Source organism: Kitasatospora sp. MMS16-BH015, assembly GCF_002943525.1.
GTDB lineage: Bacteria > Actinomycetota > Actinomycetes > Streptomycetales > Streptomycetaceae > Kitasatospora.
The window spans coordinates 4,343,376-4,359,391 of sequence record NZ_CP025394.1 but is presented as its reverse complement, the minus strand read 5'-3'; the positions used below and the strand labels follow the sequence as shown (position 1 = coordinate 4,359,391).

The window sequence follows — 16,016 nt, the reverse complement described above, 5'->3', positions numbered from 1 at the left end:
TAACAAGTGGGTGACACCCGGGCGGCTGTGCGGGGCCGCCCGGGTGTCCAGAGCTCCGAGGGCGAAGCGAGGTGACGGTCAGGCGCGGACGGTGGCCAGCACGCTGTCACGCAGCTCCGCCATCCGAGCCGGGTCCTTCGCCTCCACGTTCAACCGCAGCAACGGCTCGGTGTTGGACGCACGGAGGTTGAACCACCAGTCCGCCCCGGCGACGGTCAGCCCGTCCAGCGTGTCGAGGGACACCCCGTCCCGACCCTCGTAAGCCGCGCGGACCTCCGCGACCTTCGCCCCCTGGTCCGTGACAGTCGAGTTGATCTCACCCGAGGCCGCATACCGGTCGTACTCCGCCGTCAACGCCGACAGCGTGCCGTCCTGCCCGCCCAGGGCCGCCAGCACGTGCAGGGCCGCCAGCATGCCGGTGTCCGCACGCCAGAAATCCCGGAAGTAGTAATGCGCCGAGTGCTCCCCACCGAACACCGCGTCCGTCGTGGCCATCTCCTGCTTGATGAAGGAGTGCCCCACCCGGGTCCGCACCGGCTTGCCACCCAGCTCCCGCACCACCTCCGGCACCGTCCACGAGGTGATCAGGTTGTGGATGACCGTCGGCTCCGCCTCACCCGCGGCACGGGCCCGGGCGATCTCCCGGGCCGCGACCAGCGCCGTGATCGCCGACGGCGAGACCGGCTCACCGCGCTCGTCCACGACGAAGCAGCGGTCCGCGTCCCCGTCGAACGCCAGCCCCAGATCGGCGCCGACCTCCCGCACCCGCGCCTGCAGATCCACCAGGTTCGCCGGGTCCAGCGGGTTCGCCTCGTGGTTGGGAAAGGTGCCGTCCAGCTCGAAGTACAGCGCGTCGACATCGAGGGGCAGGCCGTCGAAGACGGTGGGGACGGTGTGGCCGCCCATGCCGTTGCCCGCGTCCACCACGACCTTCAACGGCCGGATCCCCGTCAGGTCCACCAGACCCAGCAGATGGTCCGCGTAGCCGCGCAGCGTCTCCGCCTGCGAGAGCGAGCCGGGCTTGACGCCCTCCAGCGGCGGGACGGTGACGGTGCCGTCCGCGGCCGTCCAGGACTCGACGAGCTCGCGGATCTCGGACAGGCCGGTGTCCTGGCCGACCGGGGCCGCGCCGGCCCGGCAGAGCTTGATGCCGTTGTACTGGGCCGGGTTGTGGGAGGCGGTGAACATCGCACCGGGCAGGTCCATCGACCCGGAGGCGTAGTACAGCTGGTCGGTCGAGCAGAGCCCGATCTCGACCACGTCCGCACCCGAGGCGGCCGCGCCCTCGGCGAACGCCCGCGACAGCGACGGCGAGGACGGGCGCATGTCGTGGCCCACCACGACCGCCGCGGCCCCGACCACCCGCACGAACGCCGCACCGAACGCCCGCGACAGGCCCTCGTCCCACTGGTCCGGGACCACGCCACGCACGTCGTACGCCTTCACCAACTGCTTCAGGTCCCGCACTACCGCTCCACCCTGCTCGGTGCGGTCTGAGCCCGCACGCTCTCGGTCGACACCGGTGCGGGCCTCGGGGGCGCCGGTCCGGTGGGCCCCCGGGAGTTCGGGGCAGCCGTCGACGAGAGTCCGGACGGGAGCGACCCTGCTCCGCGACCCGCTGGTGTTCAGGTTGAGCAGGAAGACTACCTGGTGGGGGCCGGGCGGCCGGGCCCTGAGGTCAGGGGTGGCCGCTCGGCCGTTGTAGCATGCGGATTCTTGACATCGTCGTACCGCAACCAGTACTGCATTCCGTACCGCACCCGCAGCGCATCCGCGTTGCACCCGCAGTGCATCCGTACTGCAACGTCGTACCGCGTGGGCCCAGTTCCTGTGGTCAGCGCATGACGCGCACCGCCGCCTGACGGACGACCGCCTGACGGACGACCGCAGACCCGGTGCCTCTTCCCGGCTGCTTCGAAAGGCTCAGACGTGACTGCCCCTGAGGAGACGACCTTCGCCGATCTCGGCAAGGTCCTGGTGATCATCCCGACCTACAACGAGGCCGAGAACGTCGAGCGGATCGTCTCCCGCGTCCGTGCCGCCGTCCCCGAGGTCCACGTCCTCGTCGCCGACGACAACAGCCCCGACGGCACCGGCGACATCGCCGACAAGCTCGCCGCCACCGACGACCACGTCCAGGTCATGCACCGCAAGGGCAAGGAAGGCCTCGGCGCCGCCTACCTCGCCGGCTTCCGCTGGGGCATCGACCACGGCTACAGCGTCCTCGTCGAAATGGACGCCGACGGCTCCCACCAGCCCGAGGAACTCCACCGCCTCCTCACCGCCCTGCGCGGCGCCGACCTCGTCCAGGGCTCCCGCTGGGTCCCCGGCGGCAAGGTCGTCAACTGGCCCAAGTCCCGCCTCCTCATCTCCCGCGGCGGCTCCTTCTACTCCCGCATGATGCTCGGCGTCCCCATCAAGGACGTCACCGGCGGCTACCGCGCCTTCCGCAAGGAGACCCTCCTGGGCATCGGCATGGACGAGGTCGCCTCCGCCGGCTACTGCTTCCAGGTCGACCTCGCCTGGCGCACCGTCAAGGCCGGCTTCAAGGTCGTCGAGGTCCCCATCACCTTCATCGAGCGCGAATTCGGCGCCTCCAAGATGAGCCGCAACATCCTCGTCGAAGCCCTCTTCCGCGTCACCGGCTGGGGCATCAACAGCCGTATCCAGAAGCTCACCGGCAAGACCGGCAAGAAGTAGGGGACCCCGGGTAACCGGAGGTAACCAGAAGTCGGCCCCGCAGGCGGGTCCGGCCGGGAGTGACGAGCACTACTCACCCGGCTGGGCGCGCCTGCACGGCGTTCCGGGGGCGGTGCTTCCAAGCTGGAGCCCTGAACAGGGCCCCGAACGGGCCGCCGCGCCGACCAGGGAGCCACCCGTGAGCACGTCCCCGCCCGACCACACCGCAGGCGCGGAGCTCGGCCCGGCGGCCGGCCCGGGCCCGGTACCGGCTGGGTCGGCCGGCCCGGTGCCCGGCTACGGACCCGGGCACGGGGGAGGGCCGGTGCCGGCGCCGTTGACCGTCGAGGTGTTCACCGGCCCGGAGACGGCGTTCTTCGCGACCTCCAGCCTGATCATGGGCGAGCGCACCGCGATCCTGGTGGACGCCCAGCTCACCCGCAGTGCGGGCCGCGAGCTCGCCGAGTGGATCGCCGGCAAGGGCCGGGCGCTGCTGGCCATCGTGATCACCCACCAGCACCCCGACCACTACTTCGGGGCCGAGGAGGTGCTGCGGCTCTTCCCCAAGGCCCAGCTGCTGGCCGCCCCGCCGGTGGTGGCCGAGATCGCCCGGACCGCCGCCGCCAAGGTGGCCCAGTGGAAGCCGGTGTACGGCGACGACATCCCCGACCAGCCGCTGCTGCCCGCCCCGCTGCTGCCGCAGCCGTTGATGATCGACCAGCAGCTGATCCGGGTGCTCCACCTCGGCCAGGGCGACTGCGCGGCCTCCACCCTGGTGCACGTGCCCAGCGCCGGCACCGTGCTCGCCGGCGACTTCGCGTACTACGGCACCCACGTCTGGACCGCCGACACCGGCCCCACCGAGCGGCAGGAGTGGCTCCGCAACCTCGCCCGGATCGCCGACCTCGGCGCCGACCGGGTGGTCGCCGGCCACCGCGCGCCCGGCGGGGACGACGACGCCCGGCAGGTGCTCGGCTTCACCGACGCCTACCTGCGGGACTTCGACCGGGCCCTGGCCGACCACCCCGAGGACCCCGAGGCGCTGGCCGCCGCCGTCAACGAGCGGTGGGGCGCGCTGACGCTGCCGCTGATCCTGGAGCTCGGCGCGGCCGCCAACACCGAGGCCGCCACCGCGACGGCCCTGGAGCAGGCGGCCGGCGGAGCGGAGGAGGGGCACGAGGTGGCCCGGCGGGCGCCGGCGGCCGAGGAGAACGGGATCGTGGACGCCGAGATCGTCGAGGAGCCGGGGGAGGGCACCGGCGGGGAGCGGTGACGCCGCCCCGGCGGGTGCTGGGGGGCCGGGCACCGGGACGTGGCCGGGCCGCCGGTGGCGGGCCGGGCCGGACGATACTGACGGTATGACCGGTTACGACGCGATGGTGCTGGCCGGGGGCGCGGCCCGGCGGCTGGGTGGGGCGGACAAGCCAGGGCTGGAGGTCGGCGGGCGGCGGTTGCTGGACCGGGTGCTGGCCGCCTGTGCGGCGGCCGGGCGGACGGTCGTGGTGGGCCCCGAGCGGGCGACCGCCGGGCCGACGGTCCGGTGGGCCCGGGAGGAGCCGCCCGGCGGCGGGCCGGTGGCGGCGGTGGCGGCCGGGCTCGGACAGGTGACGGCCGAGCGGGTGCTGCTGCTGGCGGCCGACCTGCCGTTCCTGGACCGGCCGACCATCGACCGGCTGCTCGCCGCGCTGGACGCGGAGGAGACCGAGGCCGCGATCCTGGTGGACGCCGCCGGACGCGACCAGCCGCTCGCCGGGGCGTACCGGACGGCCGCCCTGCGCACCGCCCTCGCCCAACTCGGCGACCCGGCCGGGCAGCCGCTGCGGCGCCTGCTCGCCCCGCTGCGGACGGCCAGGCTCGCCGATCCCGGCGGTACGGCCTACGACTGCGACACCTGGGAGGAGCTGGCCCAGGCCCGCGAACGGGCCCGGGCGGAGGCCCCGGCCGAGTAGGCCACCCACGGCAGGGGTGCGGGTTCACGGCGCGTCAGGTGGCCGAGTGAGCGAAACGACGCGCGACGGTCATCACCGGAGCGCTGCGCGCGGCACCGGATCAGGCAGCATGGGGCCATGGAGCGCACGCTGGATGACTGGATCACCGAGGCCGGCACCGAACTCGGCATCGACCTCGAGGTGGACGTGCGGGGTCTGCTCGACCTCGCCCGGGTGGTGGCCCACGGGGTGGACCGGCCGGCCGCGCCCCTGAGCACCTTCCTGGTCGGGTACGCCGCAGCCCAGCAGGGTGGCGGGCCGGAGGCCGTCGCAGCCGCGAGCGCGCGGCTGGCCGCCCTCGCCGAGCGCTGGGTGGCGCAGGCCGGAGGGTCCGGGGAGCCGGGGGAGCCGGGGGAGCCGGGGGAGGCCGGGACGGCTTCGGGAGCTGCCGGGGAGACGGGGGTGGCCGGGACGGCTTCGGGAGCTGCCGGGTCGCCCGGGCATGAGTCGAAGGACCCGGCGTGACCACCATGACGGCGGATCCACTCGGTCCGGTCGGCGACCCGGCCGGTGGCGAGGGGAACGGTGCGGTGCGCGGCCCGGCCGGTGGACCGGCGAACGGCTCGGCCGGTGATCCGTTGGGCGGGCCGGCTGGTGATTTTCTGGGTGAGCCGGCGAGCGGGGCCGAGCCCGGGAGGGCCGGGGCGGTGCCGAAGGGTGGTGCTCCGGCAGCCTGGGCGCGGGCCCGGGCGGTGGCGCGGGCGGCGGGGCGTCAGGTGCTGCCCGCCGTCGAGGTGGAGTTGGGGGCGGCGCTCGGGCGGACGTTGGCCGAGCCGTTGGCCGCGTTGACCGATCTGCCGGCCTTCGACACCTCGGCGATGGACGGCTGGGCCGTGTCCGGGCCGGGACCCTGGCAGCTGGTCGGGCGCGTCCTGGCCGGGCAGCCGGGGGTGGAGCTGGCGGACGGTGAGGCCGTCGAGATCGCGACCGGCGCGCAGCTGCCGGGCGGGGCCACCGGGGTGCTGCGCCGCGAGCACGGCCGGTCGGTGCCGCCGGCGGCGTCCGGGGGACGGCCGGGAGGGCCGAGCGGAGTGCCCAGTCGGGAGGTGCCGTGGGTGCTGCACGGCGACCGTTCGGTGCCGCCCGGGCAGGACGTGCGGCCGCGTGGGCAGGAGTGCCGGCGCGGGGAGCCGCTGCTGGCGGGCGGGGTGATGGTGACTCCGGCGGTGCTGGGGCTGGCGGCGGCCTGCGGGCACGACCGGCTGTCGGTGCGGCGGCGGCCGACGGTGGAGCTGCTGGTGCTCGGCGACGAGCTGCTCACGGCCGGGCTGCCCGGGCCGGGGCAGGTGCGGGACGCGCTCGGGCCGCTGCTGCCGCCGTGGCTGGCGGCGGCCGGGGCGGAGCTGATCGGGCAGCGGTACGTGCGGGACGACTTCGGGCTGCTGCGGGACGCGGTGCGGCACTCGCCCGCCGATCTGGTGCTGACCACCGGTGGGACGGCCGCCGGCCCGGTGGACTTCCTGCACGACGCCTTGGCGGCGGCCGGGGCCCGGCTGCTGGTGGACGGGGTCGCGATCCGGCCCGGTCATCCGATGCTGCTGGCCGAACTCCCGGGCGGGCGCCACCTGGTGGGCCTGCCGGGCAATCCGTTGGCGGCCGTCGCGGGCACGGTGACGCTCGCCCTGCCGCTGCTGCACCGGCTGGCCGGCCGGGCGGAGGAGGCCGGGGCTTTCGCCCGGGCCGCCGTGGCGCTGCCGGGCCACCCGTGCGACACCCGGCTGGTGCCGGTCCGGCGGACGGAGCAGGGTGTGACGCCGCTGGCCTTCGACGGCCCGGCGATGCTGCGCGGGCTCGCGCTGGCCGAGGCACTGGCCGTGGTGGAGCCCGGCGGCTGCCCGGCGGGCGGCCGGGTCGAGCTGCTGGCCCTGCCGTGAGCGCCCGGCGTCCGGTGCAGAACGGACAGGCGGCACGGGCAGCGCGGGCGGCACAGGCGGCGCGGGCAGCCCAGGCGGCGCGGGCGGGTCGGATCACCAGGGGAGTGCCCATGCTGCGGTCGCTGCGGACGGCCCCGGTGGCGGACGGCGGCGGGGTCTTCCTGCCGGCCCGGCCGACCCGGCCGCCGCTGCGGCAGGTGGGGGTGCGGCTGGCGGCGGCGCTGCTGGTGCTGGTGGCCACCACGGTGATCGTCTGGCTGGACCGGGCGGGCTACCACGACAACGCCAACGACTCGGTGAGCCTGCTGGACGCCGCGTACTACGCGACCGTGACGCTCTCCACCACCGGCTACGGCGATGTGACGCCGGTGAGCGACTCGGCCCGGCTGGTCAACATCCTGGTGATCACGCCGCTGCGCGTGGTCTTCCTGATCATCCTGGTCGGCACCACCCTGGAGGTGCTGACCGAGCGCACCCGCCAGCAGTGGCGGCTGGACCGGTGGAGGAACACCGTGCACGAGCACACCGTCGTGGTCGGCTACGGCACCAAGGGCCGCAGCGCGGTGGACACCCTGCTCGGGCAGGGGGTGCCCAAGGACACCATCGTGGTGGTGGACCCGCAGCGGAAGGTGATCGACCAGGCGAACCGGGACGGGTTGGTCGGGGTGGTCGGCGACGCGACCCGGAGCGACACCCTGCTGCGAGCCGAACTCCCGGTGGCCGCCCGGGTGGTGGTCGCGCCTGAGCGGGACGACACGGCCGTGCTGGTGACCCTGACGGCACGTCAGCTCAACAAGGGGGCCACCGTGGTGGCGGCCGTCCGGGAGGACGAGAACGCGCCACTGCTGCGGCAGAGCGGGGCCGATGTGGTGGTGACCAGCTCCAGCTCGGCCGGGCGGCTGCTCGGGATGTCGGTGCTGAGCCCGCACGCGGGGGCGGTGATGGAGGACCTGCTCACCTACGGCACCGGACTGGACGTGGTGGAGCGGCCGGTCACCCGGGAGGAGGCCGGGAAGAGTCCGCGGGCCTGCGACGACCTGGTGCTGGCCGTGGTGCGCGGGCACCGGGTGCTGAGGTACACCGAGCCGGAGGCGGCGGTGCTCCAGCTGACCGACCGGGTGATCACCATTCAGCGGGCGGTACCCAGGCCTTGACCTGGTGGATCGTCAATGATCTTTTGCTGTACGGGAATTGGTGTTCAATCTGGTCGGAAAGCAAAACTTGACGATCGGTAATCAGGATTTTCCGAATCGGTCTCCAATGTGACAATATCCAGCCCACTGGCAGGCCGGAGGCGGTTGGCGCACCGGCCGGAAGTCCCTGGGGTCGATCATGAATTCACCGCAGCGGCCGGACCAGCGAGGGCCGGAGCGAGCGACCCGCCGACTGTTGTTCCGGGTGGACGTCATGGGGTACGCGCCGCGTGCCCGGGTCGAGCAGCGCAGTGTGCGGCACGCGGTGCCCGCCGCGCTGGCCGCCGCGGCCGAACGGGCCGGGCTGGACCGGTCCGGCTGGGTGGAGCAGGGGGGTGCCGACTCGGTGCTGGCCGTGCTGCCGGAGGGGGATCCGGCGGACGAGGCGCGGCTGGTCGGGCCGTTCGCCCAGGCGTTGGCCGGGCTACTCGACGCGTACAACGGGCGGGCCTCGGCCCAGGAGCAGGTCAGGTTACGGATGGCCGTCCACCGCGGGCTGGCCGAGCGCGGGCCGCTCGGGTACCACGGCCCCGGTCCGGTGCTGGTCTCCCGGCTGGCCGACAGCCGGCCGCTGCGGCAGGCCCTCACGGCCTCCACCGCCAGCCTGGCGCTCGCTCTCTCCGGGGAGGTGTTCCAGGCTACCGTGCCGCCGCTGCGCGCCGAGGACTTCCGGGAGCTGCGGGTGCGCCTCGCCGAGCGGGAGTACGCCGAACCGGTCTGGCTCTGGCTGCCCACCGGGGACGTGCACGCGCTGGAGCTGCCCGAGGCCGAGCCGCAGCTGGAGCCCGCTGAACCCGCTGAACCCGAGCCCGCGCCGCAGGCCGAAGCGCCCGCGCCGCAGGTGGATGCGCCCGCGCCGCAGGTGGTGAACCGCTTCGAGGGTGCGGTGGACGCCCGGGGCGCCGTCTTCGGGATCGTGCAGGACCGAAGATGAGCAGCACCTCGACCACCGAGCCGCCGCCGGCCCCCGAGGAGCCGGCCCAACAGCCGCACCGCGCCGAGGACTTCGGTGCCAGGGTGCACAACCACTTCCACGGTCAGGTGAACGCCGCCGGTGCGCACTTCGGCATCGCCGCCGAGCCCGCCACCGGCCGACGGAGCAACACCGGCAAGCTCTCCGAGGCCGAGGTGACCGGGCTGCTGCGCGGGTACGTCCGCCCGGCGCCGTACGGGCGGGCCCTGGAGCGGCTCCGCGAGCAGGGCGTGGTGCTGCTGGTCGGCCCGGCCGACAGCGGCAAGCGCAGCGGGGCGGTCAACCTGCTGCGGGAGGTGGCCGGCGGGCCGCTGCGGCTGCTCTCCCCGGTGCTCTCCACCGAGGAGCTGGCCCGGGCCGACTACCAGCGGGGCTGGGGTTATGCCCTGCTCAACCGGACCGAGGAGCTCGCGGGCGGGGAGGCGCTGGACTTCGGCTGGCGGCAGGTGCGCGACCAGGTGCGGGCCTGCGGGGCGCACCTGGTGGTGACCGCCGCCGCCGAGCGGCTGGAGGGCGGGCTGCCGGGCTCGCTCGGGCCGGTGGACTGGGCGGCTCCCGACGGGGCCGAGCAGTTGCGCACCGCGCTGCTGCTGGCGGGCTGTGGGGAGCAGACGGTGACGGCGGCGCTGGCCAGCCGGCAGCCGGACGCCACCCCGGCCGAACTGGCCGCCGTGGCGGCCCGGATCGCGGCCGGGGCGGTGCCCGAGCAGGTCTGGGCCGAGCGGACGGCCGCGCTGGACCCGGTGGTGACGGCCTGGTTCGACGCCGGGCCCGAGCCGCGGGCCCGGCTGGCGGTGGCCGCGCTGGCCTTCGTGCCGGGCGCGGGTGAGCGGGACTTCGAACGGGCCCTGCACCTGCTCCAGCAGCTGCTCGAACCCGAGCCGGCCGATCCGGAGGAGGCCCCGCGCAGCACCCGACTGCTGCCGCTGCGCGGGCAGTTGACCACCGACGGCGGACTGATCACCACCACCCGGCTGCTCTCCGGCGTGCTGCCGCGCACCGCCGTGGTCTTCCGCCGCCCGGCGCACCGGGCCCAGGTGCTGCGCGAGCTCTGGCAGCGCCACCACTTCGAGCTCTGGGACGGCATCCGGCGCTGGCTGGGCGAGTTGGTGACCGGTTCGGACGCCGAGACCCAGGTCTCGGTGGCCGCCGGGCTGGCCCTGCTGGCCCGGCCGGCCTTCGAGGAGGTGCTCACCCAGTACCTCTGGCCGTGGACCGAGCCCGAGGAGAGCCCGGCGCACGCCCTCACCGCCACCTACACGCTCTGGTGCATGGCCATGGACGACGAACTCGCCCCCGCCGCCCTGGACGTGGCTCGCCGCTTCGCCCGCGACCGGGATCCGACCCGCCGCTACCTCGCGGCCCTCGCCCTCGGCGGCGAGCTCGGGGTGCGCTTCCCGGCCGAGGCGGTGCGCTGGATCTGGCACGTGGCCGGGCAGGAGGGTGGCGAGGAGCAGCGGGCGTTGGAGGAGCTCGGGCGGCTGTTCACCGGCCTGGTGGAGTACGGCGAGGACACCAGGGTGGTGCTCGGCGTGCTGGCCGGCCGGTTGGAGCGGTACGCCGACCGGCCGAGCAGCCACCGGCCCAAGGAGCTCGCCCGGCAGGCCGCGCTGGCCGTGCTGGAGGCGGGCGAACCGGGCCGCTCGGCGGCCGCCCTGCTGCTCACCGCGGACGGTCTTGAGCAGGACGTCCGGGCCGAACGGGCCGTGCAGTTGGCCGAGTTGTGGGCGCCGCTGCTGCTCGCGGTGCCCACCCTGGGCCGGGCCAGGGCCGCCCTCTACGCCTGCCTGTGGACGGTGGACCGGGTGAGCCACCGCCCGCAGGAGGAACTCGGCCTGCTCGGCGGCGCCTTGGAGGCCAGGATGCCGCCCCAGGAGTGGCGCAAGCTGCTGCTGGCCCTGCGCCGGACGGCCGAGGGCCGGGCCGGCCGGCTGAGCAAGGACGAGGCGCTGCGCCTGCTGGACGCCCTCCGGCGGGCCGGCGTCCGCGCCTGACACCCCCGGGTTTCACCCCATCTGTGCGGAAGGGATCCCGAAGTGGACACCGACACCTACCCCATCGTCGACGAGAAACCGCTCGAACGGCTGCCCAGGGCACGGCGGTTCAGCCTGGGCAGCCCGGCCCGGCAGCCCGGTGACCTGCCGGCCGTCGCCTCGCACCAGAAGCTGGTCTACCGGGTCGGCGACACCTACCTGGTGGAGGACGGCGACCGGCCGCTGAACGACCCGGTGCTGCGCGCCGCCACCTCGGTGACGGTGGTGGACTGCCGCAAGGACGTCTCGGTGGTGGTCGACCTCAAGCTCGGCTCGCACGAGGCCGAACAGTTCACCGTCCGGGCCGAGTTCGCCTGCGCGGTGCTGGACGCGGCCCGGGTGGTCGAGGACGGGCGGCGGATCCGGGCCAATCTGCTGGCCTACCTGAACGGCTGCCCCCGGATCCACGACATCGGCCAGCAGCACGGCCTGGACGAGCTGTTCGAGGTCCGCGAGCTGGTGCAGACCCAGATCCGGGCCTACACCGAGATCCAGCCGCCGGCCTACCCGGGCATGGCGGTGCGGGTGGTCGGCACCGACGTGCTCACCCCGGCCATCCTCAAGGAGCAGGAGCACACCCGCCGCGCGGCCGAACGCGAGCACGAGGAGGCGATAGCCCGCCGCGAGCGGGAGTTGCGGCTCACCCGGATCGACCAGCAGCACAGCCACCTGGTCCGCACCGACAAGCTCGACAAGGACCACGAGTACGACACCCGGGCCCGGGGCTACCAGCGGGAGACCCGGCAGACCGTACGGCTGGACGAGGTGGACGAGCGGCTGCACGGCCACGATCTCCAGGATTTGGACCAGCGTGGCGAGTTGGGCCGCCGGCGGCGCTCCAACGAATTCGCCCGGCAGGAGTACCAGGCCGACGAGGAGACGGTGGGCGCCTCGCTGGCCCGCCAGGTGCGGCTCTCCTACCAGCGCGGCGAGATCGGTGAGCGGGAGCTCTTCGAGCGCCTCGACCGGCTCGAACGGCAGTCCTACGACCGGGGGTTGACCGGCCGATCGCTGGACCGCGAGGACTACCGCTGGGACGTGCAGCGAGACGACGCCCGGGCCGAGGCGCTGCGCCGGGAGGAGATGGCCGAGCTGGACCGCCGCCGGATCGAGCTGCAGGCCCGGACGGAGGAGCGCCGCACGGCCGCCGCGCAGGAGCGCGAGGACCGGCGGTGGAAGGTGGAGCGGGACGACCGCCGGGCCGACCAGCGCTACCAGGCGGCCCGGGACGAGCGGATGGCCGCGCTGCAGCGCCGCTACGAGGACCAGCAGCGGCGGCTGGAGATGCGGTTCGAGCTGCGGCGCTCGGCCATCCAGAAGGGCTACGGCGACAGCAGCGTCGAGGAGTTGGAACGCTTCGTGGACGGGCTGGAGGACTACGCCCGTCGGGAGGAGGACCCGCAGCAGCCGGTCGCGCGGGGCCGTTCGGGGGAGCGGCGGGAGCTGGACGAGAGCGCGCCCGGCGGGGTGCGGATGACCAAGGAGCCGGCCGCGTCCCCGGGCGGGCCGCCCGAGGACGGGCCGGGCGAGGACCTGGCCGACGATCTGTGGAAGTACGAGGGCTGAAGATGACGGACGAGGACGGACAACCGGGCGACGGGCCCCGGGAGCCGGGCGACGGGGTCGGGGGGCCCGTCGGCTGGACCGAGGCACAGGCCGAAGCCTGGGCCGCCGAGCGGGCCGCCGAGTACGACCGGCAGCGGGCCGCCGAACGGGTCGAGGGGCCGGTCGGCGGGTTCGTGGAGTCGCCGACGGTGCCGCTGGGGGCGCGGCACGCGCGGGTGGAGTCGGTGCGCTGGCCGGCGGCGCCGGACCGGGGGCCGGCCCGGACCCTGCGCAAACTGATCGGCATCCGGGAGGAGCTGCTCGACCTCACGCCGGACGAGCGCTCCCGGTACACCAAGTACGCGTTCGTGGTGCTCAACACCGGTCTGCTGGCGGCCGTCTCGATGGCCGTCTCGGTGGGCAAGGTGGTGCCCGGGGCGCCGCTGCTCGCGGTGGTGCCGGTGGCGCTGGTCTGGGGCTGGCTGATCCTCACCCTGGACGGCTTCCTGGTCTCCGCCAGTCACGGGGTCTTCGACCTGCGCTCCAAGCTGGTCCTGCTGCTGCCCCGGCTCGCCGTGGCGGTGGTGGTCGGGCTGGTGATCGCCGAGCCGCTGGTGCTGCAGATCTTCCAGCCCTCGATCCGGGACCAGATCCGCACCTCTGCCTCGGCCGCCGCCAGCGCCGAGTACAAGCTCTGGCAGGACTGCAGCCAGGCCACCCCGCCGCCCGGTCTCAAGGGCTGCGTGGACCACACCCTGCCGCCCTCGCCCGCGCTGGTCTCGCTCCAGCGGGAGCAGGCCGAGACCGCGCAGCAACTGAAGACCCAGCAGGCCGAGTTCGACGGCCTCCAGGCCCAGCTCAACACGCTGGCCGCCACCACCAACGCGGAGTGCAACGGCGCCACCGCCCCCGGCACCACCGGCCGCCGGGGCAAGGGCCCGGCCTGTGACGCCGACACCGCCGCCGAGCAGCGCTTCCGCACCGACCAGCGGATGACCCAGCGGGCGGGCGAGCTCGCCGCCCTGCGGGACCGGCAGAACAGCCTCACGACCGGCATCCAGACGGCCACCGCCGCCCAGGCCGCCGAGGTCAACCAGGGTGCCAAGGCGAAGGCCGAGGAGTACCTGAAGAACCACAGCGGCACCGGGCTGCTGGACGAGGACCGGGCGCTCGAGCAGGTCGCCTCGGACAACTTCTTCGTCTTCGCCGGGGTCTGGCTGGTGCGGCTGCTCGTGCTGCTGCTCGACTGCATGCCGATCCTGGTCAAGTTCATGGGCGGTGCGACGAGTTACGACAGCATCCTGGCCGACCAGCTGCGCAGCAACGTGGTCCGGGCGGGCACCCGGCGGCGGCTGGAGGAGCGCAGCATCACGGTGCGCCAGGAGGTGGAGATCTACCGCCGGGAGCAGGCCGCGCAGGCCGACCGGGAGGAGATCGAGGCCAGCTTCCGGGTGGCCCGGGCCCGGCGCAACGCCGATCTGGAGGCGCAGATCAACCAGCTCGCCGAGCAGTACCTGAGCCAGTCCCGCTGGTCCACCGTGCGGGGCGGCCGGCGCCAGGCGAGCTGACGGCGGCCTCACGGCAGCAGGCGAGCTGACGGCGGGCGGGCGAGGGCGGCCTCACGGCAGCAGGCGCTGCTCCTTGGCGGTGGCCACGGCGGCGGCCCGGTTGTCCACCCCGAGCTTGGCGTAGACCCGGCTCAGGTGGGTCTTGACGGTGGCCTCGCTGATGTACAGGGCCTGGGCGATCTCACGGTTGCCCAGGCCCTGGGAGAGCTGCCCGAGGATGTCCAACTCGCGTGCGGTGAGAGCGGGTTGCGGGGCCCGGAGGCGGGCCATCACCCGGGTGGCGATCGGGGCCGAGAGGGTGGTGCGGCCCTGGGCGGCGGCGCTGATCGCGGTGAACAGCTCCTCCGGCCGCTCGGCCTTGAGCAGATAGCCGGTGGCGCCCGCCTCGATCGCCCGGGTGATGTCGGCGTCGGTGTCGTAGGTGGTCAGCACCAGCACCCGGGGTGCCTCCGCCGTGGCGGCGAGCCGACGGGTGGTCTCCACCCCGTCCATGCCCTCGCCGAGCTGGAGGTCCATCAGCACCACGTCCGGCCGCAGCCGGGCGGTGGCGGCCAGCGCCTCCTCGCCGGAGGCGGCCTCCCCGACGATCTCGATGCCGGGCTCGCTGCCCAGCAGGGCCCGCAGGCCGGCCCGGACCACGGCGTGGTCGTCGCAGAGCAGGACCCGGATCATGCGCTGGTTCCTTCCGGAGGGACGGGGGCGTGCAGCGGGACGACGGCCGTCACGGTGGTGCCCGCGCCGGGCGCGGACTCCACGGTGAGCGCACCGCCGAGCTGGCCCAGGCGGGCCCGCATCGCGGGCAGCCCGTGGCCGCCGTCCGGCCCCGGCCCGGGCAGCCCGGCGGGGTCGAAACCGCGGCCGTCGTCCCAGACGTCCAGGATCACCTGGTCGTCCAGGTAGGTCAGGCTCACGGTACTGGTGGCCGCCGCCGCGTGCCGCCGGGTGTTGGCCAGCGCGCCCTGGGCCACCCGCAGCAGCGCGCCCTCGGTGCGCTGCGGCAGCTCCACCGGGGTGCCGTCCACGTGCAGCCCGGCGCCCTCGCGGGCCGTCACCGCGCGCAGCGCGGCCACCAGGCCGCCGGTCTCGGCCAGATCGGCCGGGGCGAGGTCGTGGACGAAGCGGCGGGCCTCGGCGAGCGAGCGGGCGGTGGCCTCGGAGGCGGCGGCCAGCTGGGCCCGGGCGGCCACCGGATCGTGCCGCCAGTGCCGGTCGGCGGCCTGGAGCAGCAACTGCTGGCTGGCCAGCCCCTGGGCCAGGGTGTCGTGGATCTCGGCGGCCAGCCGCTGGCGCTCGGCCAGCACCCCGGCCCGGCGCTCGGTGACGGCCAGCTCGTCCCGGGCCCGGACCAGCTCGGCCATGCTGCGGCGCAGCCGCTCGGCCTGGCGCTGGGTGTGCAGCAGCACGGTGACCGCCAGGGTGGCGATCGCGGGCGGGGCGATCAGCACGTTCGGGTCCCAGCCGGAGAGCCGCACCTCGGAGCCGACGATCGCCCCGGTGAGCAGCCCGACCAGCACGATCGCGGGCCTGGTCGGCAGGATCCGCAGCGCGGAGTAGAGCAGCGGCACCGCGCACCAGGAGCAGCTCGGCGCCAGCAGCACCAGTGCCAGCCAGGCTGTGAGCACCGCCGCCAGCCAGAGCCGGGGCCGCCGGCGCAGCGCCCCGGCCAGCAGGTAGACCACCGCGAGCACCACCCCGGCCCCCAGCACCCAGGGCATCCGCGGGTCACCCGGGTGCCGCTGGAGGAACCGCGCCAGCGAGGCGGCCAGCAGCACGAAGAACGCCCCGTGCATCACGGCGCTCAGTCGCCGCTCGGCCCGGACCGCCGCCCGGCCGTCGTCGGCAGAGCCGACGGGGTCGTGGACGAGGGACGAGTCGGAGGGGACGGCAGCGGAGGCCGTGGCGGGGGCGGTGATAGCAGGGGCGGCGAGAGCGGAGGCGGCCTGGCTGGTGGCCGAGCCGGTGGCCGAGTTGGCCTGGCCCAGCGCGGAGCCGGCCGGGAAGGCACCGGGTGCGGCCAGACCGGTGGTCGGTGCGGTGTCGGGGCCGGAGGCGGCTGGGCGTACGGCGGAGGCGGCCTGGCTGGGGGCCGAGCCGGTGGCCGGGGTGTCCGCCGGGGCGGGGGTGGAGGGGGTGGTGCGCGTGGTCATCCCGTACTCCCGTCCT

11 protein-coding genes and 2 pseudogenes are annotated in these 16,016 nt (G+C 74.9%); 10 read left to right on the top strand and 3 right to left on the bottom strand.

The genetic code is table 11. The features are described 5' to 3' along the window. Nucleotides 1–78: 78 nt before the first annotated feature. Complete coding sequence (locus CFP65_RS18880; RefSeq protein ID WP_104817216.1) at nucleotides 79–1,467, bottom strand: phosphomannomutase/phosphoglucomutase; 1,389 nt, start codon at nucleotides 1,465–1,467, stop codon at nucleotides 79–81. A gap of 462 nt (nucleotides 1,468–1,929) precedes the next feature. Between CFP65_RS18880 and CFP65_RS18875 the strand changes: the two genes are divergently transcribed. The 10 genes and pseudogenes from CFP65_RS18875 to CFP65_RS18830 all read left to right on the top strand — a co-directional run bounded on the left by CFP65_RS18875 (nucleotide 1,930) and on the right by CFP65_RS18830 (nucleotide 13,853). After that, nucleotides 1,930–2,700 carry a polyprenol monophosphomannose synthase gene (locus CFP65_RS18875; RefSeq protein WP_104817215.1) on the top strand — a complete coding sequence of 257 codons (771 nt, stop codon included), beginning with the start codon at nucleotides 1,930–1,932 and terminating at the stop codon, nucleotides 2,698–2,700. 178 nt (nucleotides 2,701–2,878) lie between these two features. Beyond that, nucleotides 2,879–3,952 carry an MBL fold metallo-hydrolase gene (locus CFP65_RS18870; RefSeq protein WP_104817214.1) on the top strand — a complete coding sequence of 358 codons (1,074 nt, stop codon included), beginning with the start codon at nucleotides 2,879–2,881 and terminating at the stop codon, nucleotides 3,950–3,952. An 85-nt stretch (nucleotides 3,953–4,037) separates the two neighbouring features. Further along, nucleotides 4,038–4,598, top strand: a pseudogene (locus CFP65_RS42530) (molybdenum cofactor guanylyltransferase); the annotation flags it as partial. Between the two features lie 114 nt (nucleotides 4,599–4,712). Then, a pseudogene (locus CFP65_RS42525) lies at nucleotides 4,713–5,132 on the top strand (DUF6457 domain-containing protein); the annotation flags it as partial. Continuing rightward, the gene (locus CFP65_RS18855) at nucleotides 5,129–6,541 is read left to right on the top strand and encodes a molybdopterin molybdotransferase MoeA (protein WP_371682434.1); all 1,413 of its coding nucleotides are present in this window, start codon (nucleotides 5,129–5,131) and stop codon (nucleotides 6,539–6,541) included. The pseudogene CFP65_RS42525 and the gene CFP65_RS18855, both read left to right, overlap by 4 nt. 110 nt (nucleotides 6,542–6,651) lie before the next feature. Then, nucleotides 6,652–7,695 carry a TrkA family potassium uptake protein gene (locus CFP65_RS18850; RefSeq protein ID WP_104817211.1) on the top strand — a complete coding sequence of 348 codons (1,044 nt, stop codon included), beginning with the start codon at nucleotides 6,652–6,654 and terminating at the stop codon, nucleotides 7,693–7,695. A gap of 253 nt (nucleotides 7,696–7,948) precedes the next feature. Further along, nucleotides 7,949–8,668 (top strand): hypothetical protein, encoded by a 720-nt coding sequence (locus CFP65_RS39030; protein ID WP_158702241.1) that lies wholly within the window; start codon nucleotides 7,949–7,951, stop codon nucleotides 8,666–8,668. Next, entirely contained in the window at nucleotides 8,665–10,701 is a 2,037-nt protein-coding gene (locus tag CFP65_RS18840; RefSeq protein ID WP_104817210.1) for a hypothetical protein, read from the top strand. Before CFP65_RS39030 ends, CFP65_RS18840 begins: the two co-directional genes overlap by 4 nt. A gap of 42 nt (nucleotides 10,702–10,743) precedes the next feature. Continuing rightward, nucleotides 10,744–12,306, top strand: coding sequence for a hypothetical protein (locus CFP65_RS18835; RefSeq protein ID WP_104817209.1), 1,563 nt, complete (start codon nucleotides 10,744–10,746; stop codon nucleotides 12,304–12,306). Nucleotides 12,307–12,308: 2 nt separating this feature from the next. Then, complete coding sequence (locus CFP65_RS18830; RefSeq protein WP_104817208.1) at nucleotides 12,309–13,853, top strand: DUF4407 domain-containing protein; 1,545 nt, start codon at nucleotides 12,309–12,311, stop codon at nucleotides 13,851–13,853. A gap of 51 nt (nucleotides 13,854–13,904) precedes the next feature. Here CFP65_RS18830 and CFP65_RS18825 read toward each other — a convergent pair whose 3' ends face one another. After that, a complete protein-coding gene (locus tag CFP65_RS18825) occupies nucleotides 13,905–14,525 on the bottom strand; it encodes a response regulator transcription factor (RefSeq protein ID WP_104817207.1) in 621 nt (206 codons plus the stop codon). Next, nucleotides 14,522–16,000: a sensor histidine kinase gene (locus CFP65_RS18820; RefSeq protein WP_104817206.1), complete on the bottom strand. Its 1,479-nt coding sequence runs from the start codon at nucleotides 15,998–16,000 to the stop codon at nucleotides 14,522–14,524. Before CFP65_RS18820 ends, CFP65_RS18825 begins: the two co-directional genes overlap by 4 nt. Nucleotides 16,001–16,016: the final 16 nt, after the last annotated feature.

What these genes read in the sequence shown, in the direction of transcription:
- CFP65_RS18840 (WP_104817210.1), top strand. Translation starts at nt 8,665, where the DNA reads ATGAGCAGCACCTCGACCACCGAGCCGCCGCCGGCCCCCGAGGAGCCG.
- CFP65_RS18820 (WP_104817206.1), bottom strand. Translation starts at nt 16,000, where the DNA reads ATGACCACGCGCACCACCCCCTCCACCCCCGCCCCGGCGGACACCCCG.
- CFP65_RS39030 (WP_158702241.1), top strand. Translation starts at nt 7,949, where the DNA reads ATGGGGTACGCGCCGCGTGCCCGGGTCGAGCAGCGCAGTGTGCGGCAC.
- CFP65_RS18830 (WP_104817208.1), top strand. Translation starts at nt 12,309, where the DNA reads ATGACGGACGAGGACGGACAACCGGGCGACGGGCCCCGGGAGCCGGGC.
- CFP65_RS18850 (WP_104817211.1), top strand. Translation starts at nt 6,652, where the DNA reads ATGCTGCGGTCGCTGCGGACGGCCCCGGTGGCGGACGGCGGCGGGGTC.
- CFP65_RS18825 (WP_104817207.1), bottom strand. Translation starts at nt 14,525, where the DNA reads ATGATCCGGGTCCTGCTCTGCGACGACCACGCCGTGGTCCGGGCCGGC.